22 protein-coding genes and 1 pseudogene are annotated in these 24915 nt (G+C 57.2%); 11 read left to right on the forward strand and 12 right to left on the reverse strand.

Going from position 1 to position 24915, the window contains the following annotated elements; all coding sequences use genetic code 11:
• Positions 1 to 16: 16 nt before the first annotated feature.
• The 3 genes and pseudogenes from ACU680_RS04400 to ACU680_RS04410 all read right to left on the reverse strand — a co-directional run.
• Positions 17 to 238 (reverse strand): annotated as a pseudogene (locus tag ACU680_RS04400) (hypothetical protein); the annotation flags it as partial.
• A gap of 91 nt (positions 239 to 329) precedes the next feature.
• Positions 330 to 683 (reverse strand): hypothetical protein, encoded by a 354-nt coding sequence (locus tag ACU680_RS04405; protein WP_003225678.1) that lies wholly within the window; start codon positions 681 to 683, stop codon positions 330 to 332.
• Positions 674 to 958, reverse strand: coding sequence for a hypothetical protein (locus tag ACU680_RS04410; protein WP_448178739.1), 285 nt, complete (start codon positions 956 to 958; stop codon positions 674 to 676). The genes ACU680_RS04405 and ACU680_RS04410 overlap by 10 nt, the downstream gene beginning before the upstream one ends.
• A 62-nt stretch (positions 959 to 1020) precedes the next feature.
• On the opposite strand from ACU680_RS04410, the gene ACU680_RS04415 reads away from it, so the two are divergent.
• Positions 1021 to 2415 (forward strand): hypothetical protein, encoded by a 1395-nt coding sequence (locus ACU680_RS04415; protein ID WP_448178740.1) that lies wholly within the window; start codon positions 1021 to 1023, stop codon positions 2413 to 2415.
• 50 nt (positions 2416 to 2465) lie between these two features.
• Here ACU680_RS04415 and cui read toward each other — a convergent pair whose 3' ends face one another.
• Positions 2466 to 3041 (reverse strand): colicin immunity protein Cui, encoded by a 576-nt coding sequence (cui, locus tag ACU680_RS04420; protein ID WP_367084276.1) that lies wholly within the window; start codon positions 3039 to 3041, stop codon positions 2466 to 2468.
• A 78-nt stretch (positions 3042 to 3119) separates the two neighbouring features.
• Positions 3120 to 3533, reverse strand: coding sequence for a colicin-like pore-forming protein (locus ACU680_RS04425; RefSeq protein WP_448178741.1), 414 nt, complete (start codon positions 3531 to 3533; stop codon positions 3120 to 3122).
• 687 nt (positions 3534 to 4220) lie between these two features.
• On the opposite strand from ACU680_RS04425, the gene ACU680_RS04430 reads away from it, so the two are divergent.
• Positions 4221 to 9113, forward strand: coding sequence for an NAD-glutamate dehydrogenase (locus ACU680_RS04430; protein ID WP_367084279.1), 4893 nt, complete (start codon positions 4221 to 4223; stop codon positions 9111 to 9113).
• Between the two features lie 191 nt (positions 9114 to 9304).
• On the opposite strand, the gene ACU680_RS04435 is transcribed toward ACU680_RS04430, so the two are convergent.
• The 4 genes from ACU680_RS04435 to pdxR all read right to left on the reverse strand — a co-directional run bounded on the left by ACU680_RS04435 (position 9305) and on the right by pdxR (position 12765).
• On the reverse strand, positions 9305 to 10018 hold the full coding sequence (locus ACU680_RS04435; protein WP_448178742.1) for an ATPase: 714 nt from the start codon (positions 10016 to 10018) through the stop codon (positions 9305 to 9307).
• 241 nt (positions 10019 to 10259) lie between these two features.
• Positions 10260 to 10661 (reverse strand): cupin domain-containing protein, encoded by a 402-nt coding sequence (locus ACU680_RS04440; protein WP_367084281.1) that lies wholly within the window; start codon positions 10659 to 10661, stop codon positions 10260 to 10262.
• Positions 10662 to 10914: 253 nt separating this feature from the next.
• Positions 10915 to 11208: a putative quinol monooxygenase gene (locus ACU680_RS04445; protein WP_367084282.1), complete on the reverse strand. Its 294-nt coding sequence runs from the start codon at positions 11206 to 11208 to the stop codon at positions 10915 to 10917.
• 123 nt (positions 11209 to 11331) lie between these two features.
• Positions 11332 to 12765: a MocR-like pyridoxine biosynthesis transcription factor PdxR gene (gene pdxR / locus ACU680_RS04450; protein WP_448178743.1), complete on the reverse strand. Its 1434-nt coding sequence runs from the start codon at positions 12763 to 12765 to the stop codon at positions 11332 to 11334.
• Positions 12766 to 13079: 314 nt separating this feature from the next.
• Here pdxR and ACU680_RS04455 point away from each other — a divergent pair, with 314 nt between their 5' ends.
• Positions 13080 to 13520, forward strand: coding sequence for a carboxymuconolactone decarboxylase family protein (locus ACU680_RS04455; protein WP_448178744.1), 441 nt, complete (start codon positions 13080 to 13082; stop codon positions 13518 to 13520).
• A gap of 301 nt (positions 13521 to 13821) precedes the next feature.
• Here ACU680_RS04455 and ACU680_RS04460 read toward each other — a convergent pair whose 3' ends face one another.
• Positions 13822 to 14136 (reverse strand): hypothetical protein, encoded by a 315-nt coding sequence (locus ACU680_RS04460; protein WP_448178745.1) that lies wholly within the window; start codon positions 14134 to 14136, stop codon positions 13822 to 13824.
• A gap of 207 nt (positions 14137 to 14343) precedes the next feature.
• Between ACU680_RS04460 and ACU680_RS04465 the strand changes: the two genes are divergently transcribed.
• The 3 genes from ACU680_RS04465 to ACU680_RS04475 are packed head-to-tail and all read left to right on the forward strand — an operon-like array spanning position 14344 to position 16527.
• Positions 14344 to 15009 (forward strand): secretin and TonB N-terminal domain-containing protein, encoded by a 666-nt coding sequence (locus ACU680_RS04465; protein ID WP_448178746.1) that lies wholly within the window; start codon positions 14344 to 14346, stop codon positions 15007 to 15009.
• Positions 15006 to 15557 (forward strand): RNA polymerase sigma factor, encoded by a 552-nt coding sequence (locus ACU680_RS04470; protein ID WP_027613107.1) that lies wholly within the window; start codon positions 15006 to 15008, stop codon positions 15555 to 15557. The genes ACU680_RS04465 and ACU680_RS04470 overlap by 4 nt, the downstream gene beginning before the upstream one ends.
• A gap of 31 nt (positions 15558 to 15588) precedes the next feature.
• The gene (locus ACU680_RS04475; RefSeq protein WP_448178747.1) at positions 15589 to 16527 is read left to right on the forward strand and encodes a FecR family protein; all 939 of its coding nucleotides are present in this window, start codon (positions 15589 to 15591) and stop codon (positions 16525 to 16527) included.
• Between the two features lie 141 nt (positions 16528 to 16668).
• Here ACU680_RS04475 and ACU680_RS04480 read toward each other — a convergent pair whose 3' ends face one another.
• Both ACU680_RS04480 and gspH read right to left on the reverse strand, forming a co-directional pair.
• Positions 16669 to 17277: a type II secretion system protein GspJ gene (locus tag ACU680_RS04480; RefSeq protein ID WP_448178748.1), complete on the reverse strand. Its 609-nt coding sequence runs from the start codon at positions 17275 to 17277 to the stop codon at positions 16669 to 16671.
• Positions 17274 to 17726 (reverse strand): type II secretion system minor pseudopilin GspH, encoded by a 453-nt coding sequence (gspH, locus tag ACU680_RS04485; RefSeq protein ID WP_027613110.1) that lies wholly within the window; start codon positions 17724 to 17726, stop codon positions 17274 to 17276. The genes ACU680_RS04480 and gspH overlap by 4 nt, the downstream gene beginning before the upstream one ends.
• A 132-nt stretch (positions 17727 to 17858) precedes the next feature.
• On the opposite strand from gspH, the gene ACU680_RS04490 reads away from it, so the two are divergent.
• From ACU680_RS04490 to ACU680_RS04510, 5 genes are all read left to right on the forward strand, one after another.
• Positions 17859 to 18290, forward strand: coding sequence for a type II secretion system protein N (locus tag ACU680_RS04490; protein ID WP_448178749.1), 432 nt, complete (start codon positions 17859 to 17861; stop codon positions 18288 to 18290).
• 343 nt (positions 18291 to 18633) lie between these two features.
• Entirely contained in the window at positions 18634 to 20442 is a 1809-nt protein-coding gene (locus ACU680_RS04495; RefSeq protein ID WP_448178750.1) for an ATP-dependent nuclease, read from the forward strand.
• Positions 20439 to 22202, forward strand: coding sequence for a UvrD-helicase domain-containing protein (locus ACU680_RS04500; protein WP_103486654.1), 1764 nt, complete (start codon positions 20439 to 20441; stop codon positions 22200 to 22202). Before ACU680_RS04495 ends, ACU680_RS04500 begins: the two co-directional genes overlap by 4 nt.
• A gap of 588 nt (positions 22203 to 22790) precedes the next feature.
• Positions 22791 to 23819 carry a DUF4238 domain-containing protein gene (locus ACU680_RS04505; protein WP_448178751.1) on the forward strand — a complete coding sequence of 343 codons (1029 nt, stop codon included), beginning with the start codon at positions 22791 to 22793 and terminating at the stop codon, positions 23817 to 23819.
• A gap of 593 nt (positions 23820 to 24412) precedes the next feature.
• Entirely contained in the window at positions 24413 to 24769 is a 357-nt protein-coding gene (locus tag ACU680_RS04510; protein WP_448178752.1) for a DUF6124 family protein, read from the forward strand.
• Positions 24770 to 24915 lie beyond the last annotated feature (146 nt).

The raw sequence follows: 24915 nt of genomic DNA on the forward strand, positions 1-24915 counted from the left end.
GCCAGTCCAGCCAGCATCAAATCTGGCTGATATAGGTTCCGGTGCCATCAAGGATGTTCTTCAGGGTTTCTTCAACTTCAGCCAGATCAACCATGTCCGGATTGAAGGTAATTTCCAGCACATCATCGCCATTCAGCGCATCGGCATCCGCCGCCGCAATTTCGATCTTCAGCAGAGTCTTGCTCAGGGCGACTTTCACGCCATCCAGCGTCGAAGGCTCGCCATCCAGGGTGATCTCCCACAGGTATCAGCGGTGCGAATGCGATTTATGCAACACATCGGTCTCTGTGGGAGCTGGCTTGCCAGCGATGAGGCCAGTCCAGCCAGCATCAAATCTGGCTGATATAGGTTCCGGTGCCATCAAGGATGTTCTTCAGGGTTTCTTCAACTTCAGCCAGATCAACCATGTCCGGATTGAAGGTAATTTCCAGCACATCATCCCCATTCAGCGCATCGGCATCCGCCGCCGCGATTTCAATCTTCAGCAGAGTCTTGGTCAGGGTGACTTTCACGCCGTCGAGCGTCGAAGGCTCGCCATCCAGGGTGATCTCCAGCTCGTCCTCGTCCGGATAGCGGCTCATCAGAAACATGTCGCCCTTGTCGCTATGGCAGCAGAGCATGGCCATGTTGTCTTCTTCGTCGTCGCACGGGTTGACGATCAGTAGGGCGGTGGTCATTTGCATGTGGGAATTCCTGGCCGACGGGCGCTAAGTGCAATCGAAAGCGCGATTTTGCCAGCCTTGGCGCATTTGCGCTGCTCTCTTGCGTGGGTTGCTTTGTTGATGCCTGCAACAAGAGGGTGCGTGAAACCTGGCGGAATCAATGAACAAGGAAAATTCCGACAGATGAATTCTGGGTTGAGGGTTGAAATTTCCGAGGACGCCGCAGGAAAAATTACTTGTTTGGACTTGGCAGCCGTTTTCTGCTTTTTCGCTTGTTTTATCGCCACGATTGTCATTATTTTGCGGTTCGAACGCAAAGGAGTGCGTCAACACAAACTGAAAAAAAGGACCTCTTTCAATGCATCCGTATTTCGAACGCGCTGATGAAATTGCACACCTGTCCGACGATCAGATCGAGCAGATTTATCAGCGATATCTGGACGGGGAAAAAAGCGCTGCGCTTCTGGTCGAGTATCAGATCCCGGCCACTGTCCGCAGCTTGCTCAAGGTTTTGCCGCCGATTGTCAGTCAGGATCTAAAGTGCCCTTATTGCGATGTGCCGATGTGGGTACGTCGGCACGCCCGGGGCACTCCGGTCTCGCAGCGTCATCCTTACAAGTGCATACAGTGCGAGCACCGATACTCTGCATCCGCCCGCCATGGCCGACGCATGGCGTGTACTTGCCCGGCGTGTTGCCAGGTTCATCAGCAACAATTGGCGGCGCAGGCCGAGCGTGATCGACGCGAACTTGAATCGCGCTTCGGTATACCGAGTCCGGCGGTGCCGTATTCGACCCTTGGGTTTGTGCAGAAACTGACGTTGCTGGCCTTGCTTGACGATGGCAATGCCGACCATCCCGAATGGATCGCGCCGTTGAGCGCGACATCCCGAAGCGAACATCTGGCACCGAGCGTCGAGGCCAGTGAGGAAAGATTGAAGAGTCTGCACCAGGCCGGAGTGTTAACGGTCGCGACGAGCTCTGATATCAGGGCCTTCGATCGCACTGAGGGTTGCAGTATCAGTGACTATTGCGCAGTGCGCTGGCAGCCTAATGTGGCACTCGGCGGAGTTGCGCGCTGTAATCGGGAAAGTCTGTACCTGACGCTCTATCAGGAGCTGTCCGGCGACATTCAAGTCGCCTGGAAGAGCGAACTCTACGGGCTGATCTTCGATCTGGCCCGAGAGGAATCGCTTCAATACATCCGTGTGCTGGCCAATGAAGTCAGTTTTTCGTTCATGGCCGAGGCGCGTGCCGAAACGGTTGTGGGACAACTCCTGCAGGATTTTTCCGTAAGCCAGCTCTATTACTTTGCCCGCCTGGCGGTAAAAAACGCTGCGCACTTCTACGCCACCGGCAACTCCAAGGGTCGCACTCATGCGTCCAATACCATCCCGCGCAACATGCTCGGGACCGCTCAGGATGCCCTGACTCGGAACTGGCGCAAAAACGCACACCGTGATTCGCGGGTACCGCAATCAGCGTTGCATCGGCTGTTGTATGACGTAGTGCTCAAGGACAGCGGTGCCGGGTTTTCCAAGTCGCCGGGAATGTATTGGCGCGATGAACTGGTGCCGCAGTTCTTTTCCGCGGCAGCTTTTGACAGCGACTTGCTCGGTCATTTGAGGCTGTTTTGCCGAGAGTGTGACTCCAGCAATATCGACGCCAGCATGGATAAATTGATCCTGAAAACCCTGTGTTACGACTGTGCCACCGTGAGCAAATTCAGGGCGTTCGAGGAGCTGCCTGACTGATGTTGATGGGGGGGCTATAAGCAGCTCAGGAAAAAGGGAAGGCATAGCGCTCAATGAGAGTGGCAGCGTTCCCTTTTTTCCTTCCAGTTCTTGATCAGCAAGTATGGAAAGTAAAAAAAGATTCGGTGGATCAGAAATGGGATGACAAAAAAAAGTATCAACATGCCTGAAGAGAATATCGAGTAAAACAATATGTTTTGTCCAAACAGATTTCCATATTTCCCGGTGCCTTTTCCAAGATCTGTTTCGGTTAAATAAAAAGCTAATATAAAAAACATGATCATAAAGGCTGTAAAGAATATTCCGGTGATGAGTCGAGTTAAAATCCTGTTCTTGTACTGGGCTGGGTCAATCTTCATTGTTTTGTAAACTTTGTAGAATAGAATTGGCGCAAATATTGGTCCGATAACTGCTACGTAGTTTGCGGTTGCTTTGGAACTGAAGGGGAATAGGGAAGACCAGAATCCGCTCAAGCCGAAAAGCTGGTTGTCCAGGAAGTCGTTGATGGCAAAATCCAAGCCGCTTTGCGGGAGTGCAGGAAGAAGAAGGTTTATAAAAAAGATGGGCGCGCAGAAAAGGGAAATCAATAATGGAGGTACAGTCAGTTCAGGCGGATTTTTATTCATCTTGGTGTTTTCCAGTAGGCAGGCTGTGTTGCCTATTTGACAGAGCCAGCCGGAAGGCTGGCCCGTTACAGATGTTTGCTATCCTTTTGAGGAAGCGCCATTGAACTGATCAAGGATCAGTGTATTTATTTTTTCCACGTTATCAGCGCTCAAAAAAGCTGCTGCCAAGGCAATTAATAAGCCGACTACCACGATACCGGGGACGGTATTAACCAGTGCCGGGAAAAAGTAGGCGGCGGTCACTGCCAGTAATGCGCCTGCCCCCATACCAGCCGCAATACTCTCAAGCTCTAGCATCAACGGTTTCCAATTGCCTTCCTGGAAACCAATTTCCAGATAGTCACTTTCTATCGCCAGTGTGAGCCCATGCATCGGGTTGCCCAGCGGATAATTTTTAAGAATGTCCCCGCGAATGTTTCCAGAGTTCAAATTAATTATTTCCCATGAGCCATCGCCGTAAAATATCGTTGCCGGCAGGTCAAGTTGTCGCATGTGTTGATTCCTTTCTTTGATGGAGACCCGTTCCGTGGGTCGGCTTGATAACTGATGCCTGGTTTTTTATGAGGTGCGCTTATATAGATAGCACTGCCGATTTTTGCGTTCAAATCGTGCTGTAGGAATTCGGTCTTCAAATTATGTGAGACATTTCTTGTCAGTTTGTAAGGATTCTTTAGTGTGTTTCTACTTGTTGTTTTTATTGGTTTTTTTGGTGCGAACAATCGAAGGCTGTGTAAGCTTTGGCGGGTGTAATTTCCCAAGGAGGAAAGGTGCGGCGGGAACGAATTTCAGGTAATCGGTCATTTCAGGTGCGCTTGCCTGTTGAGTGGCCACCTGAAACGCGAGATTTCTCCTTGGCTGCTAATGTTTACCGGTGCGCAGGCCCACGGTTACGTGCCAATGACCGAATATGTCGCAGCACCGCAAGCAGACACATTGTCGCACCCATTAAGCTGCGCAACGGATGAGCACCCGTAAAGGCATTGTCGGCAGTCCCGACAGTCGTTTTTGCAGATGCCCATTCAATGGAAGGTGAATGTGACCTGAGTGTCTCGTCCAGCTTCACCCACCTGTCACCCTGTTTCCTCTGCCCGAGAATCAGGAACAGGGCGACACAAGCCCCGCAAGGGGTGTTGCACGCGACGCTTTCCATCAATAACAAGCTTAAGCGGAGTACCACAGATGGCGTTCTTCACCGCAGCCAGCAAAGCCGACTTCCAGCACCAACTGCAAGCGGCACTGGCGCAGCACATCAGTGAACAGGCACTGCCACAAGTGGCGCTGTTCGCTGAACAATTCTTCGGCATCATTTCCCTGGACGAGCTGACCCAACGTCGCCTCTCCGACCTCGCTGGCTGTACTCTTTCCGCGTGGCGCCTGCTTGAGCGCTTCGATCACGCGCAACCGCAAGTGCGCGTCTACAACCCTGATTACGAACGCCACGGCTGGCAGTCGACCCACACCGCGGTCGAAGTCCTGCACCACGACCTGCCGTTCCTGGTCGACTCGGTCCGCACCGAGCTGAACCGTCGCGGCTACAGCATCCACACCCTGCAGACCACCGTGCTCAGCGTGCGTCGTGGCAGCAAGGGCGAGCTGCTGGAAATCCTGCCCAAGGGCAGCACCGGCGAAGGCGTGCTGCACGAGTCGCTGATGTACCTGGAAATCGACCGCTGCGCCAACGCGGCCGAACTGAATGTGCTGAGCAAAGAGCTGGAGCAGGTGCTCGGTGAAGTGCGCGTCGCGGTCGCTGATTTCGAGCCGATGAAGGCCAAGGTGCAGGAGATCCTCACCAAGCTCGATAACAGCGCATTCGCCGTCGATGCCGACGAAAAGACCGAAATCAAAAGCTTCCTGGAATGGCTGGTGGGCAACCACTTCACCTTCCTCGGCTACGAAGAGTTCACCGTTGTCGATCAGGCCGATGGCGGCCATATCGAATACGACCAGAATTCCTTCCTTGGCCTGACCAAACTGCTGCGCACCGGTCTGACCAACGAAGACCGGCACATCGAAGACTACGCGGTGAACTACCTGCGCGAACCGACCCTGCTGTCGTTCGCCAAGGCTGCGCACCCGAGCCGTGTACACCGTCCGGCCTACCCGGACTACGTGTCGATCCGTGAAATCGACGCCGACGGCAAAGTCATCAAGGAACACCGCTTCATGGGCCTGTACACCTCCTCGGTGTATGGCGAGAGCGTGCGGGTCATCCCGTTCATCCGGCGCAAGGTCGAAGAAATCGAACGCCGTTCCGGCTTCCAGTCCAAGGCTCACCTGGGCAAGGAACTGGCGCAGGTGCTCGAAGTGCTGCCGCGTGACGACCTGTTCCAGACCCCGGTCGACGAACTGTTCAGCACCGTGATGTCGATCGTGCAGATCCAGGAACGCAACAAGATCCGCGTGTTCCTGCGCAAAGACCCGTACGGTCGCTTCTGCTACTGCCTGGCCTATGTACCACGCGACATCTATTCCACCGAAGTGCGGCAGAAGATCCAGCAGGTGCTGATGGAGCGCCTGAAGGCGACCGACTGCGAGTTCTGGACCTTCTTCTCCGAGTCCGTGCTGGCTCGCGTGCAACTGATCCTGCGTGTCGATCCGAAGAACCGTCTCGACATCGACCCGCTGCTGCTGGAAAAAGAAGTGGTACAGGCCTGCCGCAGCTGGCAGGACGACTATGCCGCACTGACCGTCGAAAGCTTCGGCGAAGCCCACGGCACCAACGTGCTGGCAGACTTCCCGAAAGGCTTCCCGGCCGGCTACCGCGAGCGTTTCGCAGCGCATTCGGCCGTGGTCGACATGCAGCACCTGCTGAGCCTGAACGAAAAAAATCCTCTGGTGATGAGCTTCTATCAGCCGCTGGGCCAGGTTTCCGGCCAACGCGAGCTGCATTGCAAGCTGTACCACGCCGACACCCCGCTGGCGCTGTCCGACGTCTTGCCGATTCTGGAAAACCTCGGCCTGCGCGTGCTGGGTGAGTTCCCGTACCGTCTGCGCCACACCAACGGCCGCGAGTTCTGGATTCATGACTTCGCGTTCACTGCGGCAGAAGGTCTGGACCTCGACATCCAGCAACTCAACGACACCCTGCAGGACGCGTTCGTCCACATCGTCCGTGGCGATGCCGAGAACGATGCGTTCAACCGTCTGGTGCTGACCGCCGGTCTGCCATGGCGTGACGTGGCGCTGCTGCGCGCCTACGCCCGTTACCTGAAGCAGATCCGTCTGGGCTTCGACCTGGGTTACATCGCCAGCACCCTGAACAACCACACCGACATCGCTCGCGAGCTGACCCGGTTGTTCAAGACCCGTTTTTACCTGGCGCGCAAGCTGGGCAGCGATGATCTGGAAGACAAGCAACAGCGTCTGGAGCAGGCGATTCTGACCGCACTGGACGACGTTCAGGTGCTCAACGAAGACCGCATCCTGCGTCGTTACCTGGACCTGATCAAAGCCACTCTGCGGACCAACTTCTATCAGACTGATGCCAACGGCCAGAACAAGTCGTACTTCAGCTTCAAGTTCAACCCGCACGCGATCCCTGAGCTGCCGAAGCCGGTACCGAAGTTCGAAATCTTCGTCTACTCGCCACGCGTCGAAGGCGTGCACCTGCGCTTCGGCAACGTGGCGCGCGGTGGTCTGCGCTGGTCCGACCGTGAAGAAGACTTCCGTACCGAAGTGCTTGGCCTGGTAAAAGCCCAGCAAGTGAAGAACTCGGTCATCGTGCCGGTGGGCGCGAAGGGCGGCTTCCTGCCGCGTCGCCTGCCACTGGGCGGCAGCCGTGACGAGATCGCGGCCGAGGGCATCGCCTGCTACCGCATCTTCATTTCCGGTCTGCTGGACATCACCGACAACCTGAAAGACGGCGCGCTGGTACCGCCGGCCAACGTCGTGCGGCATGACGACGATGACCCGTACCTGGTGGTGGCAGCGGACAAGGGCACTGCGACTTTCTCCGACATCGCCAACGGCATCGCCATCGACTACGGCTTCTGGCTGGGCGACGCGTTCGCCTCCGGTGGTTCCGCCGGTTACGACCACAAGAAAATGGGCATCACCGCCAAGGGCGCGTGGGTCGGCGTACAGCGCCACTTCCGCGAGCGCGGCATCAATGTTCAGGAAGACAGCATCACCGTGGTCGGCGTCGGTGACATGGCCGGTGACGTATTCGGTAACGGCCTGTTGATGTCCGACAAGCTGCAACTGGTTGCCGCGTTCAACCACATGCACATCTTCATCGATCCGAACCCGAACCCGGCCACCAGCTTCGTCGAGCGTCAGCGCATGTTCGACCTGCCGCGTTCGGCCTGGACCGACTACGACACCAGCATCATGTCCGAAGGCGGCGGCATCTTCTCGCGCAGCGCGAAGAGCATCGCCATCTCGCCGCAGATGAAAGAACGCTTCGACATCAAGGCCGACAAGCTGACCCCGACCGAACTGCTGAACGCCTTGCTCAAGGCACCGGTGGATCTGCTGTGGAACGGCGGTATCGGTACTTACGTCAAGGCCAGCAGCGAAAGCCATGCCGACGTCGGCGACAAGGCCAACGATGCGCTGCGCGTGAACGGTAACGAACTGCGCTGCAAAGTCGTGGGCGAGGGCGGTAACCTCGGTATGACCCAACTGGGTCGTGTGGAATTCGGTCTCAATGGCGGCGGTTCCAACACCGACTTCATCGACAACGCCGGTGGCGTGGACTGCTCCGACCACGAAGTGAACATCAAGATCCTGCTGAACGAAGTGGTTCAGGCCGGCGACATGACCGACAAGCAACGCAACCAGTTGCTGGCGAGCATGACCGACGAAGTCGGTGGTCTGGTGCTGGGCAACAACTACAAGCAGACTCAGGCCCTGTCCTTGGCGGCGCGTCGTGCCTACGAGCGCATTGCCGAGTACAAGCGCCTGATGAGCGATCTGGAAGGCCGTGGCAAGCTGGACCGTGCCATCGAGTTCCTGCCGACCGAAGAGCAGATCAACGAGCGCGTTGCGGCAGGTCATGGCCTGACCCGTCCCGAGCTGTCGGTGCTGATCTCGTACAGCAAGATCGACCTCAAGGAACAGCTGCTGAACTCGCTGGTGCCGGACGACGACTACCTGACCCGCGACATGGAAACGGCGTTCCCGCCGACCCTGGTCAGCAAGTTCTCCGAAGCCATGCGTCGCCACCGTCTGAAGCGCGAGATCGTCAGCACCCAGATCGCCAACGATCTGGTCAACCACATGGGCATCACCTTCGTTCAGCGACTCAAAGAGTCGACCGGCATGAGCCCGGCGAACGTGGCCGGTGCCTACGTGATCGTGCGTGACATCTTCCACCTCCCGCACTGGTTCCGTCAGATCGAAGCGCTGGACTATCAGGTCTCCGCTGACGTGCAACTGGAGCTGATGGACGAGCTGATGCGTCTGGGCCGTCGCGCTACCCGCTGGTTCCTGCGTGCCCGTCGCAACGAGCAGAACGCTGCCCGTGACGTCGCGCACTTCGGTCCGCACCTCAAGGAGCTGGGTCTGAAGCTCGACGAACTGCTGAGCGGCGAAATCCGTGAAAACTGGCAGGCGCGTTATCAGGCTTACGTCGCTGCCGGTGTACCGGAGTTGCTGGCGCGTATGGTGGCGGGTACCTCGCACCTGTACACGCTGCTGCCGATCATCGAAGCGTCCGACGTCACTGGCCAGGATCCGGCCGAAGTGGCCAAGGCCTACTTCGCCGTGGGCAGCGCGCTGGACATCACCTGGTACCTGCAACAGATCAGCGCACTGCCGGTTGAAAACAACTGGCAGGCCCTGGCCCGTGAAGCGTTCCGTGACGATGTGGACTGGCAGCAACGTGCGATCACCATCTCCGTCCTGCAACAGGGCGACGGCACGCTGGACGTGGAAGCACGCCTGGCGCTGTGGATGGCACAGCACGAAAGCATGATCGAGCGCTGGCGCGCCATGCTGGTGGAAATCCGTGCTGCGAGCGGCACTGACTACGCCATGTATGCCGTTGCCAACCGTGAGCTGCTGGACCTCGCGTTGAGCGGGCAAGCGGTGGTGCCTGCGGCGGCGACTGCGGAGCTTGAACTGGCCTGAGTAGTGGTTGAATGAAGAAGCCCCGGTGTCGTGAGATGCCGGGGTTTTTTTATGTCTGATGAATTTTTTGTTGATTAATCTGGCCTCATCGCCGGCAAGCCAGCTCCCACAGGTTTTTCGGTTGTTCACAGAATTTGTGTTCACCGCAGATCCCTGTGGGAGCTGGCTTGCCAGCGATGAGGGCCTGAGAGTCAATACAACTTATGTGCTTGTTTGTTATCCAGCATCGACACTTTATCTGTCGGCCTGGTCAATAAATTGTTGAGCGACTGATCAAACTTCTGCAACGCCCGAACTTGCACATCCTGCTGTTGATTAATATCAGCGACTATCTCGTCCGAACCTTTGAAGTCCGCCCATACCGGCGTCAGTTCTTTGGCCTCAGAACCTTTCGCTGTGCCGATGTAGTTCAACTTCGCATCATAAAAATCCGCACTGACATCAGCCTTGATGTCGGAGCTGCGCGAAGTGATCAACTGGCTGTGGGTGTCAATGATCGCCACCACGTCGGGGTGCGCCGCGCGCAGGCTCTGCATGTCCGGGTACACCGTGACGGAGCCGAACTGCCGTTGCAGCGAGGCCTTGACCCAATCCACCGCCATGTCCGGTTTCGAAGTGTTGACGTAGGCGTCGTGGATCGGCTGCACCAGCAGGCTCTGGCCGAAACCGGTGCCGGCGTTGGCCTGGTAGTCACGCAGGTATTCGCGGTTGGTCTGGGTGCTTGGGCTGTAGACCACGCCCAGTGACACGCCGGGACCGCTTTTCACCTGGGCGACGCTACTGCGGCCGACCGGTTGGGTGAACAGTGTATCGAGGGACGAGACCGCTCTTGGCGCGGTGGGTACGGAACAGGCGGACAAGGCTAAAACCGATATCGCCAAGGTACTGGCAAAGGCAAGTTTCATGGTGAGTCTCCCGTGAAGCAACTTCAGTCGGAAAGTCAGAGTTGTCGCGGCTGTTTGTGACGGGCGCACGACAGTTGATTCAGACTAAACCCGCCATGCTGTAAATAAGCTGACAATTTTTCGAGTTATGGCGATGCATTAGTTTTATTGGCTTTAAGGCAAAACGGTTAATTGCCTCGGGAAATAAAAAGGCGCAAAACAGTGTTTTGCGCCTTTTTATTTATGGCTGTGCAAACAACCATCAGTTTTTCAGGGGGATCAATACTTGCTCGTCCGGGGCCAATACCATGAACACCAGCAACTTCGCCGGTTTGCTGTTGCTGGCGTTTTTCGACACCAGATGCTCGGAGCCGGCCGGTTCGTACCAGAACTGGCCTTTCTTGTAGGTGATCGCCTGTTCACCCTTGACCTGGGAAATCACTTCGCCTTCGAGCACGTAGGCCATGGCGGTGCCGTCGTGTTTGTGGGCGATGGAGGACTGGCCGGGTTTGTAGTCGACTTCGATCATCATGGCTTTCTTGCCGGGGGCGTTTTTCAGCATCTGGTCTTGCAGGACGGTGACTTTCTCGGACGGGTCGTGGGCCAGGGCTGCGGCGGACATGGACAGGGCGAGAGCGGCGGTGAAGAGGTGCAGGGCTTTCATGGCGGATCACCAGTTGGGGAGGGGTGGTGACCACAGTAGTCTGCGGGGCGGGGTATTCAAACGGCCAATATTCGGGAAGATCGGGTGACCAATCCAGGCCAGATGAGAAACAACTGTAGCGAGGGAGCTTGCTCCCGCTGGGCGCGAAGCGCCCCCAAAACCTGGCACCTGATTTCTTCAGACGAATCACACTGGCCGGTTTGCGACTGCTGCGCAGCCGAGCGGGAGCAAGCTCCCTCGCCACAGGGGCAGATCAGACGATCGGAAAGGAGTTGAAATCCACACTATTGGCCAAGCGGCTATCGATCAGGTCAATAAACCCCTGCGCCTCGGGCCGGTTGAAATGCGCCTGCATCGCCGCTTCCGACTGCCAGCGTGCGCTCACCGTCCAGTGGTGGTTGTCGTCCGGGCAGCGGTCGACCAGATAGGAATCGCAACCCGGTGTCTGGCGCAAGGTGTCGACGATCTTCTGCAACTGCCGGCCGAGTTCTTCCGAACGCCCGGCGGCGGCGCGAACCTTGACGGTGTTGATCACTTGGTTGGACATTGCTCACACTCCTGAATCAGGCCGGACGAATCCTGCTCATTGAGGGATAACGCCAGTGCAGAATAGGCCTGCACCTGCTGATCACCAATAACCAATCGGCGGTTAATCGCCCAGACCAATCATTCACGCCACTTGTTGCAGAATGTCGCGCAGGCGATCCAGAGCGGTGTCGATGTCCAGCGTCTCGATGGCGCCGAAGCCGAAGTACAGGCCGTTTCTCGCCGGTTGCTGGTGATAGAAACCATTGATCGAATACAGCCCGACCTCGACCTTTTTCGCCAGCTCGATCACCAGTGGCAAATCCACCGGCACCTTGCAGAACACCGCCATGTGAAAGCCCGCACTGGCCGGCACCGCGTCGAGCCACGGCGAAAGATCACCGGCCATGCGCGCCAGAATCCGTTCGCGGCGCTGGGCGTAAATCCCGTGGCAACGGCGGATGTGTTTGAGCAAACAACCCTCGGCGATGAACTTGGCCAGCGCCCACTGTGGCAGGGTCGAGGCGTGCAGGTCGGTGAGTTGTTTGGCGCGGATCACCGCTTCGAGGATCGCCGGCGGCAGGATCGCGTAACCCAGGCGCAGCTCCGGCAGCAGGGTTTTGGAGAAGGTGCCGACGTAGGCAACGATGCCGCGCTGATCAAGGCTGAACAGAGAGTCCGTAGGCCGGCCTTCGTAGCGGAATTCGCTGTCATAGTCGTCCTCGATGATGATCGCCCCCAGCTCATACGCCCGGGCCAGCAAAGCCTCGCGGCGCGCCTGGCTCATCGGCATGCCCAGCGGAAACTGGTGCGACGGTGTGACATAAATCATCCGCGTGCCCTCGGGGATCTGCTCGACCACAATCCCCTCGGCATCCACCGGGATTCCGACCACTTCGGCGCCGTGGGTGCCGAACAGCAACCGCGCGGGCGGATACCCCGGATCCTCCATCGCCACCCGACTGCCGGGGCTGATCAGCACGCGGGTGATCAGGTCCAGCGCCTGTTGCGCGCCGTTGCACACCACGATGTCTTCGTCCTGACAGTTGATCCCGCGCGAGAACGCGATGTGCCGGGCAATCGCATTGCGCAGCGCCGGCAGGCCCTCGGGCACGCTGTAGAACCCCTTGGACGCCGCCATTTGGCGCATCGCGTGCGAGACGCAGCGGCGCCAGTCGTCATGGGGGAATTGGCCCTTGCTGGTGGCGCCGCCAATGAAGTCGTAGCGCAACGAACCTTGCAGCGTCGGATGGCGCAGGAACACCGGCAGGTTGCGCCAGCTTTCGATGACCTCGGCGCTGGCCAGTTCGGTATGGCTTTGCTTGCGCTGGATCTGCGCCGGGCGGGCATTGACGTAAGTGCCTTTGCCGATCACCCCGGTGAGGAAGTTTTCGTAGGTCAGTTGCGCATAAGTGTCGGAAATGGTCTTGCGCGAGATCCCCAGTTGCTCGGCCAGCAGACGGCTGGGCGGCAACTGCGTGCCAGCGGCCAGACGCCCGGACTCGATAGCGCCGCGCAGTTGCTTGTACAACTGGCCGGCCAGGTCCTTGCGGCCATTGATCACGACGTGAAGTTCCATACCGACGCGGCTCCGGGGGGCGATTGAAGTGTCGGCCAGATTACCGCTGTTGCGTGATGGGCAGTAGTTGCGCGTTGCAAAAACCCAAAATTGGTCACCATCCCTGTAGGAGCTGCCGAAGGCTGCGATCTTTTGATCTTGCTTTTGTTTATAAAAAATCAAAGTCAAAAGATCGCAGCCTGCGGCAGCTCCTACAGGGGATTTGTGTTTGGTCAGGGGGCAATGGTGTGGCGGTTTTTCGTGGAATTGGGGCTGTAACGCTGGCGCATCAGCACTTACCGTAAATCCACTATCCCGCATTCCGAGACCTGCCCATGTCCCCGCGTCTGGACTACTACAACGCCTCACCCAAGGCGATGAAAGCCATGATCGCCATGGAAGCGCTGACCCGCGACCTGAGTATCGAGGCGCCGCTGTTGCAACTGATCAGGATCCGCGCCTCACAGCTCAACGGCTGCGCGTTCTGCACCGACATGCACTCGGTGGACGCGCGGCGGGCCGGGGAGAGTGAGCGGCGTTTGTATGCGATCGCGGTGTGGCGCGACAGCGGGTTTTTCAATCCGCGTGAGCGGGCGGCGCTGGCCTGGGCCGAGGCGGTGACGTTGTTGGCCGAGAGTCATGTGCCGGACGATGTTTATCAGTTGGCCCGCGAGCAATTCAATGAAGGCGAAATGGTCGACCTGACCATGGCTGTCACCACGATCAACAGCTGGAATCGCCTGGCGGTAAGCTTTCGCCAAACCCCGAGCGACTGACGTGCACATAACCCTGTGGCGAGGGAGCTTGCTCCCGCTCGGCTGCGCAGCAGTCGCCAAACCTTTGCATGCGGTCTGTCAGCTAATACCGGTTCGGCAGGTTTGGGGGCGCTGCGCACCCCAGCGGGAGCAAGCTCCCTCGCCACAAAGGTCTGGTCTTCAGTTTGGTGGAAAGATCGCAGCCTTCGGCAGCTCCTGCATGGGATCGAATGTAGGAGCTGCCGAAGGCTGCGATCTTTTGACTTTGATTTTTGAAAGCCAGATCAAAAGATCGCAGCGTGCCGCAGCTCCTACAGGGGCCTCAGTTTGGTGGGCGTTGTGGTTTGACTGAGGTGCCGAAGGTGTTGCCCATGCGTGTGCCTGTCGCCGCCGGCGTCGCAAGCCCAACCTGATTCGGTGGTCGCTTGTTCACCGGTACATTCAGCGCTTCCTGATTCTTCTGCGCAGCCGCAGCACCCTCCGGATTGTTACCCATCTGCTGACTCAAACAATCGTAATTCGGCGCCTTGTAGCCGCCCACCGTCACCTCCACACAACCCAACGGCTGCTCGGCGTTGGCACTGGCGAAGGCGCTCAGCAGCAGCCCGCCGAGGACGAATTTCCACAGTGATTTCATGCAAGCCTCCTGGCCGGCCCGAAGCGGCCGTTCTCTGAATGCAGTCTAGTGCAAGCCTTGGGCGAATCCCGTGATGGTTTTTTTGCACCGCCCGTCACACCAGATTCATAAACAGCCATCAGGATGACGGTTTTCAGGGGTACGTCAGCCGTGCAGCGAGGCAGTTCCAGGGACGGTCTTCAGCGTTCAGCGACTCTCGTGCGCCGGGTGAGTCTGGGGCTGCTGCTTGGCTGGTTCAGCGGCGCTGCGACAGCCGAACCGGTGCCGGCCGATATGCGCATGACGCTGCACATCCCGGCGCAGGATCTGGCCCGGGCGCTGGATCAGTACAGCCATGCCACCGGGGTGGCGGTGCTGGTCGACAGTCAGTTGAGTCGTGGCCGGCGCTCGTTAGCGGTCGATGGCGAATACACCGCTGCCGATGCGCTGCGCCGTTTGCTCGGCGGCAGCGGGCTGATGGCGCGTTATGCCCGCGACGACGCGTTCACCTTGCAAGTGGCGCAGGTCGAGGACGTGCCCTCGGCCCTGGACAAACCCACGCCGGCCAGCGCCGCGGTCAGTCGCAGCTACGCCACCGCCGTGCAAGCAGCGATCGAGCGCAACCTGTGCCGTTCGCCACTGACCCGTCCGGGCAGTTATCGCGCGGTATTGCAGGTCTGGGTCGGGCGCGACGGCGTGGTGCAGCACAACCGGTTGGTCACCACCACCGGTGATGTACGGCGCGATACCGCGCTGGTGGAGAGCTTTCGCAATCTCAGGATCGACCGGCCGACGCCCAGCGCGTTGCGTCAGCCGGTCACGTTGCTGTTGTTACCGGAGTCGTCAGGGAAACGCATGGAATGCACCAAATGGGAAGGAGTTTCCGGGGGATGAAAGACACCGGACAAGGTTCGATGGTCCAGCTGTTCCTGACGTCCTACGAGGACTTTCGGGTGCGCTTGCGCCGCCGTCTAGGCTCGGAAGACCTGGCCAACGACGTGCTGCACGAAACCTACCTGCGGGTCGACCGCATGGAAACGCCGCCGAACCTGCTGCGGCCCAATGCCTACCTCTATCGCATGGCCCTGAACATCGCCGCCGACCGCCGTCAGGCCGATGCGCGGCTGCTCACCGGCGAGGAAGTCGAAGAGCTGCTGCAGATCGGCGACGAGGCGCTGGACCCGGCGCGGGTGGTCGGTGGGCAAAAGGAAATTCAGTCGCTGCTCAGCGCCCTCTACGAACTGCCAGCGCGGCGTCGCAGAATCTTCATCGCGGCGCGGCTGGAGGAGGCGCCGCACCTGGAAATTTCCCAGCGCTTCGGCATCTCCACACGCATGGTCGAGAAGGAAATCAAAGCCGCATTGGGCTTCTGCGCGGCGAAACTGGAAAGAAAAGTGTTTCAGCGGTTCGGTCGCGGGGCCGGAAAACCGTCATCTGAATAGTGCCCGATCAATTCGTTGAGAATCTGCGCGTTTGAACATCTTTCGACTGACACCTGCCGAGCCATCGGCGGCCGACAATCTGCACAGTGAAGCCCACGACTGGTTGGTCCTGCTGACCTCCGGCCGCGCCACCGTGGCCGACGCCCGGGCGTTGCGCCAGTGGTGCGCGCAGAGCGCCGAGCATGCTCAGGCTTTCGAGCAGGCCAAGGTGTTGTGGCACAACCTGCAGCCTGCCGCTGAAATGCTGCAGTCGCCTCGGCGCTTCGGTCGCCGTGCGTTTCTCGGTGGTGCGATTGCTGCGTCGGCTGCGTTTTTGCTGGTGCGCTGGACGATTCCCGGTGGCTTCGAAGGGCTCGGCGCCGATTACATCACCGAAGTCGGCCAGCAGAAGCGTTTCGAACCGGCCGACGGCGTACGCCTGGAACTCAACACCCAGACCCGCATCAACCAGCGCTCTGCCGATGATGGTGTGCAGGGTTTTGAGCTGGTCAGCGGTGAGGTTGAAGTACAGACCGCGCGGCTGCCATTGGCGATGCAGGCTGGAGGAGGGTGGTTGCGTGCCAGTCAGGCACGGTTCAATTTGCGCAACACCGATCAACAAGTCTGCGTGACCTGCCTCGATGGTTCGGTGGACGTCAATGTCGATGGCCGCAGCCTGCGCTTGCAGCCGGGTGAGCAACTGACCTACGACGCGCAGCAAGTGGGCGCAGTGCAAAGCGTCGACACCGCCGCAGTGATGAACTGGCGCCAACAGGTACTGGTATTCAACGGCGCGACCCTCAGCCAGATGATCGACGAGATCAACCGCTACCGCCCTGGCATGTTGCTGCTGCTCAACCGCGAACTCGGCCAACGCCGCGTCCAGGCCCGCTTCAGCCTCGACCAACTCGCCGGCGTCGCCCTGCTGATCCGCGATGCCTACGGCGTCAAATGCACCGAACTACCCGGCGGCGTCGTCGTCCTCAGCTAATCCAACCCAACACCCACAAACACCATAAAACCCTGTGGGAGCTGGCTTGCCAGCGATAGCGGCATGTCAGGCAATGAGATGTTGGATGTGAATACCCCATCGCTGGCAAGCCAGCTCCCACAGGGACCTCAGTAATCCAGATTATTGCAGCGGCCCCATCACCTGCCGATACCGCTCCACCCCCTGCGCCGTCTCCCGCATCAACCGCACCTCCAACCCCAACGGGTCCTCCCGCCGATTCCCACTCAACTGCCGCCAACCCTTATCCACCTCCCAAACCCGCACCTGCACATCACTCACACCCTGTAACACCGCCACCCCAGCCCCCGGCGCCGGCAACGGATACCGACTGCGCGCCTCAGCCACCGCCCGATACAACGTATCCCCCTTAACCCACCACCGCACCCGCTGCAAAGCCCCAGGCTGATCCGCCGCACGGCGAATAACATCCAGCCGGAACCCCTTGCTGTCACTGCTCCGCACCGTCAGCGCAGGCGGCGCACTCGGCGGCTCATCATCCACGCCAACCTTCTTCGGCTCACTCAACTCCACACCCGCGCGCATCTCCACATCACGCTGCAACTGATTCAACGCCCGCAACAAACTGTCGCTCTGCTCGCTGCTCGCCTGCAAATGACTGTCCGCCCGCGTCACACTGTCCAGCCCGCGCCACGCAATCAAACTGACCACCGCCATCAGCAGAATCGCGACCATCACCTCGATCAGGGTAAAGCCCCGTTGATCGTTCATTGCACACTGATCCTTCCACTGGCATCGCGCAGCACACTCAGCCGATTGAGCCCATCCGACAGGGTCAATTGCAGCGGCGGATTGATCCACTCGGCGTTAAGCACCACCTTCTGCTTCGGCTCCACCCGCACCTCCAGCTTCGGACTTTGCCAGGTGCGCGGCCGCAACTGCGGGTCATCCTTGAAATGCTCAAACCCCCGACCACTGTCACTGCGCCGACTGAACCGAAACCCCTTGCCATCACTCACCCAAACAATCGGCCGGCCATCCGCCCGCGCCTCCGCCTGCGCCACCTGCAGCAACTGCGCCACCCGCTCGGCGTCCTTGCGCAGCAACTGCAGCGGATCCGGCTTGATACTCAGACTGATCGCCGCACTGGCAATCCCGATGATCACCAGCACCACCATCAACTCGATCAGCGTAAAACCCTGTTGCTTGCCCACATTCATCGGTTGCGCGCTCCGTTGCGTCCTGCCCCGTCCAAAAAAACATCCTGCACGGCCAACATGTAAGACGTGTGAAATAAAACCGTGAGAATTGCCGAGTAGCCTGTGAGCAGGGACTAAAAGGAGATTCAGCCCATGATGCTCACCACCCGCATTTCACCCCCGCAAACCGTCCAGGCCCTCGCACTGTTCGCCGCCCTGGTCGGCGTCGCGACCTGGTCGTCTCTACTCCTGACCTCCGCCGAATCCCACACCCCACCAGCCCCCCCGCAAATGCTCGCGGCACGCAGTGACAGCCCGGCGTTGCAGTGGTTTTCCAACCAGACGGCGCCGGTGGACATCAAGGTGAGCGGGGTGATGGCGGGGAGTCGCGGGGCGGTGGCGATTTTGAGTTTGAACGATGGGCCGCCGAGGAGTTTTTTGCAGGGGGAGAGGGTGGGGCCTGGGGTGAAGTTGGTGACGGTGGAGGGGGATGGGGTGGTGATTGAGCAGGGGGGGGAGAGGGTGCGGTTGGAGGTGGAGAGGTTGGGGGAGGGGGTAGTTTTGCCGAGTCTTATGAGGCCCTGATTTGAAGGATCGGAGTCGTTATTTTTGCCGTTTAGTTGAATGCCAGTTTAAGCGCTCTGTAAAGTGAGCCGACAGACTAGGGAATGCTTGTGATCGCTTTTGGCCGATAGCTGGCAGTCGCGATCGGAAGCTCCCGACCTGCGGCGGTCGCTCGGATATTTAAGCTAGCCAAGCATTCATAATGTCACTAGCGGTATTCGCAATCTCCTTGAAAATGCTCAGGGAGCGTGTCAGGACGATTAATCCATATCTCATGATGGCCATTTTTTCCACAGTTGTGGCTAGGCAGCGTCGGCTGAATGAGCCAAGCTGAAGCGACCATCCAGCACAGGGATATGCGGAAATGCGCGTTATCAATCTGAAGATTGAGAATTTTCGTGGTGTGAAGTCGGCTGACCTCACGTTTGACGGGCACACCCTGTTGGTAGGGGGCAACAACGTCGGGAAGAGTACGATTTGCGAGGCCTTGGATTTGGTTCTAAGCCCCGACAGGCTTTCCCGCTTTCCCCCGGTTCAAGAATTCGACTTTTACAACGCCTCGTACCTGGATGCTGACGGGGCCAACCCTGTAAAGATCAAGATCGAAGTGATGCTAGTAGACCTCAGTGGCGAGGTTGAGCGTACCTGCGCCGCTCATACGGAGCTATGGCATGTCAAAGAGCAACGCCTGCTGGAGGCTGGCGAGGTAGATGCCGCCGCTCCTCCGGAAGTGATTCGATGCCTGCGCATTGAAACCCAAGCCTTCTACAACCCGGAGGAGGATGAGTTCGAGGCGGACACGTTCTTCTCATATAGCCCCAGCCTCGATGATGGCGAACTTCAGCGTGTAAAGAGAACAGTGAAGCGGTTGTTCGGTTTTCTCTATCTCCGGACCTTACGCACAGGATCACGCGCGCTCAGTCTTGAACGTGGTTCTTTGCTTGACCTGATCCTCCGGTTGCAAGGCGTGCGCACGGGCCTATGGGAAAAGTCCATCAAGCGGCTTCGAGAGCTGGATCCTCCGATTGATTCGGATGCCGCTGACCTTAGACCAGTGCTGGACTCGATTGAAGAGAGGCTTGCCCAGTACATTTCTGTGGGTGGAGCTGGTAAAACAACTCAGCTATTCGTTTCGCAACTGACGAGAGAACACCTACGCAAGACGATGTCGTTTTTTATTTCCATCACAGCGGATCAAAAGCCAGTCCCATTCCAGCATGTTGGGACTGGTACACTGAACACGCTCGTGCTGGCCCTGTTGTCTTTCATCGCTGAGGTAAAGAAGGACAACGTGATTTTTGCAATGGAAGAGCCTGAAATAGCTCTGCCGCCGCATACGCAGCGCAGAATTGCGAAGTACCTCTTGGAAGAGACGACTCAGTGTTTTGTTACCTCGCACTCACCATATGTGATTGAACGATTCGACCCCTCACAGATCATCATCCTGCGGCGCAATGGCGAGGCGACAGTTGAGTCGACAACCGTAGCATCTGGCACGACTTTGAAGGGCAAGATGTACAAACGCCATGCACGCCGTGGATTGGCGGAAGCGATGCTGGGGCCTGGGGTAATTGTTGCGGAGGGGATCACTGAGCACAGTGCATTGACAGCAGTCGCTGAGAAGATGGAGCAGGCCAACCCGGATCTGTTCGCCTTGGATCTGGCAGGCATCACAATTTTCCCGGTCGAGGGCGACGGTTCGTTGCCTAATTTCGGAGCTTTCTTCAAAGCACTTGGACTACGTACGTACGCGTTCTATGACTACAAGCCACGCAAGGCAGAGGAAAATCAGAAGTTTGCTGAGGCCTTCGACTTTCCTAACGAGATTCCGTACCCAAACATCGAGCAGCTCTTGGTAACTCAGACACCGGTTGACCACCAATGGACATTCTTGTCCACGCTCCGTGATTCTGGTGATCAAGGGAATATTGGCATTCCTGCCGAGCGCCCTGACGACAAGGGAGTTAAGGACAACATGCTCAAGGCGCTCAAAAGCAATAAGGGAAACGGATATGCAGCCCGGTTGCTGGACCTTTGTGCGCTGCATGAACTACCTCCGGGCATCACAGACTTCTTGACGCGTGTTTATAACGATTTTCCAAAACCTGCTCCTGCCGCTCGGCCTGGTGATGGACCTGCTGAGGAAGAGGATGATCCGGTAGGTGCAGTATGATCATCTGCGAGCGGCGTCAGACGATTCTGGACGAAGATCGCCACCTCCTGATCGTCGGAGGGCCTGGCAGCGGGAAAACCACCATCGCCCTCCAAAAAGCCACGAAGATTATTGCTGCTGGGTTGCAGCCGGGGCAATCAATACTCTTCCTCAGTTTCTCTCGCGCAGCCGTTGCCCGGGTTGCAGAGGCCTCGAATCTACTGGTTGATAAGACGGTACGTTCGCAGCTCAGTCTCCAGACCTTTCACTCCTTTTGCTGGTCATTGCTCAAAAGCCATGGCTACCTGCTTGGCTCACCGAAGGGCAAGCTCAAGATACTACTTCCTCAAGATGAAAAGGCCTTATCTGGTGGTGTGAAGGCACCGAAGAAAGGAGAGCAGGGGACGGCGGATTGGCTCGCGTGGCAATCCGAGCGGGAGCGGCTGTTCGCGGAAGACGGGCGAATCTGTTTTGACTGGTTTGCCCCGAAAGCAAGTGAACTGCTCGAAAGATGTCAGTTGCTACGTGTGCTGGTTGCAGATACTCACCCTGTAATCATTGTTGATGAAGCTCAAGATACTGGGAATGAGGCTTGGGGCTGCATTCAGAAACTAGCTGACCTCTGCCAAATTATTTGCCTGGCTGATCTTGACCAGCAAATTTTTGACCACTTGGAAGGTGTAGGTCCGGAGCGAATTGAGAATATCAAAGAGGCTTTAGCTCCCGTTTTTGTAGATCTTGGTTCCGAAAACAACCGTAGTCCTGGCACCGACATAGCTGCGTTCGGCAATGACATCTTGGCGAAAACGCCGAGAAAAGTCCCTTACGCTGGTGTTGGTCGCATGCTGTACGACCCAAAAAAGGAACCGCTTCAGTGGATACGTGTGGCGCTCGGTCGATTTTTCAATGGAGCTAAGGCTGATGGCCTGAAACTGGAAAACTTGGTCATCCTCGCAACAACCGGCAGTGGCGTCGCCAAAATTTCAGCTGCCTTGAACGGAGGCGCGAAGCCTATTCCCCACAAAGTGTTATTCGACGAAGCCGCAGTTCTGCTTTCGGCCAGATTGGCAGCATTCCTTCTGGAGCCCAAGCTTCCCGAGCGGCGTGCAGCCGATATCGCAACATGCCTAGAGTTGCTTGCCTCAATCAGACGCGCGGATGGAAGTGCAACGGCGCTCAAGCAGGCGGCAACCTACTTAATGTGGAGTGCCAATATTGCTGCAGGTAAGCCCCCAAAGACGAATCTCGCGAGGAGCGCTGAAGCAATCATAAACGGTGCTGCTGACCTTATATTTTCGGGTGACCCTGGCAGGGATTGGATACTGATCAAAACACTGCTCTACCGAACTGGAGTAACTGAATTCACACAGGTCGCAGGAGCCCTTGATTATTTGATCGCTTTCAATCGTGGCAAGCGAATCAGTTCGAACCTGTCTGAGATGTGGATGACGACTGGTGCCTACACCAAAGCTCGTCAGGGGCTGGATAACGCACTGGTGCAAGATCAACTGCTCGCTGACGGAAACGACACCGGAGGCATACATGTCATGACGATCCACAAATCGAAGGGCAAGCAGTTTGATGCGGTGATCTTGGTTCGGGAAAGCATCAGGCAAGGCGCCAAAGAGTTTCGCTCCTCCTTGGTCTGGCGAGGTGATGCTCCACCATACGACCGCAGCAGGAAAATCCTTCGCGTTGGGGTTACCCGTGCACGACGTTACGTTCTGATGCTGGAACCGGCATTTCCAGCATGTCCTATTATGTCCGGCTTCAGACTGTGAAAAGGCATGGTTAGCTTCCAGAACAGCTGGTAGGACGATTCGTCAATTAGCTCAGGTCATACAATATGGAGTGTCACTTCAAGGCGATAGTGCGGCGTTCGTATCTTCACTGAATTCGAAGGTGCCGGTTGGTGGTCTCAGCAATTCGTATTCTTCCATGATTGATTTGATTTCCCTTACTGGATCCGCGATTGGTGACTGCTGAATTTGGTCACGCTCAATGACTTCGGTGAGTAACTGCGTGTGGAAGGTGCATAAGTTGGAGATAGATGTAATTAGGGTCTTTAGACTCCAGCCCACTGAGACTCTCCCGGCTGCGTGGAATCATGAAATCTGCATGCTGGACGCATGCATAGGTGTCCGCCGTTGATCGATGGCTGACGTTCATCGTCAATATTCTTCGCCTGCGGCACTTTGAACCTATTGACCAGAACACCTACCCCTTCGTTGCCCCTAGTTGACGCCTACGGCTATGCTCAGTCACTTCTCCGAGTTCTCAATCACTTAGCGTGGTTCATTAGGATGGATTCCTCAAAATCCTTTGGGTAGAGGTATCTCAGGAAATATAAATGAGGATGAAAAGCCACAATGGAAGGCACCAAAAAAGATAACCACTATGTACCTCAGTCCTACCTTAGGCATTGGGCGATTGACGGCAAAATCCTAACTTACAGACTCCTAGTGCCACATGAGAAATGCGAATATTGGAAGCCTCATTCCCCCAAAAGCATTGCTAAACATCAGCACCTTTACACCTATTTTTCTGGCTCCAAAGACAGCGATGAGATTGAGCAATGGCTTGATCGTGATTTTGAGCAGCCTGCGTCGGTGGCGATATCAAAGGTAGTGAATGAGACGAAATTGAGCGTTGAGGATTGGAGCAATTTGTTCCGCTTCGCCGTAGCACAATCGATCAGGACGCCTACAGGCATGCAGAGCTTTATGAGGCGGCAGAACGAAACACTTGAGGCTCTTTTGTCTGAGTCAATGGAGGGGTCGCTTGCCAAAGTTGAAGCAGCTTTGGCGTCTGGTATCAAACTTGAGCCCGTGGCAGCTGTAGACCCATTTAGCAAATTGCCCCTCAAACTCCATCGCGTAAAAAATGAGGATGGCGCAGAAGGTATCGAAGCACTGGTGCTGAACGGGCGGAAGTTTTGGATTTGGCACCTCGAACACATACTCAAAAACACAATCCATCGTATGCCAACTCATCGATGGACCATCCTGCATGCCCCACCTGGAGTCACGTGGCCAACCACTGATAATCCGTTCACAAGATTGGGAGTATCTGCAAGTGGGGGGCTCAGCCTCGAAGGCGGCTGGGGGGTACAAGGAACGAGACTCTTCCTTCCTCTTAGCCCCAAGCATCTACTATTCGCTTGTGTTGGCCAGCGCCCCCCACAACGAGGGACTGTCCTAAGCCTCTACGACGCAGCATTTATTCGGACGACGATCATCAATGGCGCCAGTCGCTACATATTTGCAACGGATACACAAGATATTGTCGAATTCAGGCCGCGCAAAGTCTCCCGTGAGCTATTTGATGCAGAAGCAAAGCTGTGGGCAGATTGGCACGCGATCCAATCAGAAGAGGAGGCTAAGTACCCCAACCTTTGATTACCCCCGAGGGCAGTTGATCACGGCTGGGGCGCAGTACTGTGGGTAGTCGTGGGTTTGTCCCTAGCCAATTACAGCTTTTGGTAGTGAATTCTTGCCCTCTGTGGAAAGTAGAAACTGGCGGGTGGGACCGTCAAATGAGGACAACGCTCATTGGATCCTTGTCGTGCAATTCGTTGTACAAAAAAAGCATAAGCGAACAGATCTGCTTTATAGGAAGTGATGCAATGAGGTCTCGATAAACACCAACGTTTAAAAATACATCTCCAGACACTCTCTCAGGCTACATATCCTTGCGCCTTTGCCTACAGCTACGCCAGAATCCGCCGGCTTGTGCGCCTTGGGGGCGGGTTCTATTGTGGTTCGGTCGCTGACGAATCAGCGATCGGATTTGACCGTCCGCCCAATATCAAGGCGCGCCAGCGTTCTGCACGTGTTCAGGCATTGTCTGAAATCATGTCGCGGCGGCTGTGCGTGGGACACCTTCGGGTGTGCCGGATTCCTTGATGTCCGGTCGGTCAACCCGCGTACAGCTGCCACCCAGTTTGTTTGACCGCGAACGGTGGCGGCTCCAGTCATCAAGGAGCTTCACCATGATCAAACCAACACCCAACCCGCCCGAAACCGCCTCGGTTTCCCCCTACGAATCCATCGATTCCAAAAAACTCCACGAAGCCGCCGACCGCGCGCTCGACCATTACCTCTGTCCGCCCGGTTCCACGCCGCCGCGTAAAACCCGTGGGATGTATGCCGTGACGGCGGACAACAAAACTGAAGAATTGCTGGTCGATGCCAGTGAGACGCTCGCGTCGGCCAAAACCATTGCGCAGAACGTCGCCAGTCTGGTGCCGGTTTCGCAGCGTCACGCGCTGGCGGGGATTGCGCAGTTGATCATGCTCGGGGAGTTGGCGGTGAATCGGGCGTTGGATAATTTGCAGTTGCCGGGGTGATGCGGGTGTCGGAATCACCTGGTGATTGATCGGGTTTTCATTCTGGCGTCATCGCGAGCAAGCTCGCTCCCACAGGGTTTTATGCTGATTGCAGATGTTGTGTACAACGCTGAAACCTGTGGGAGCAGTTGATTATTACCGTGCCG

This window comes from Pseudomonas sp. LF020, from assembly GCF_053456425.1.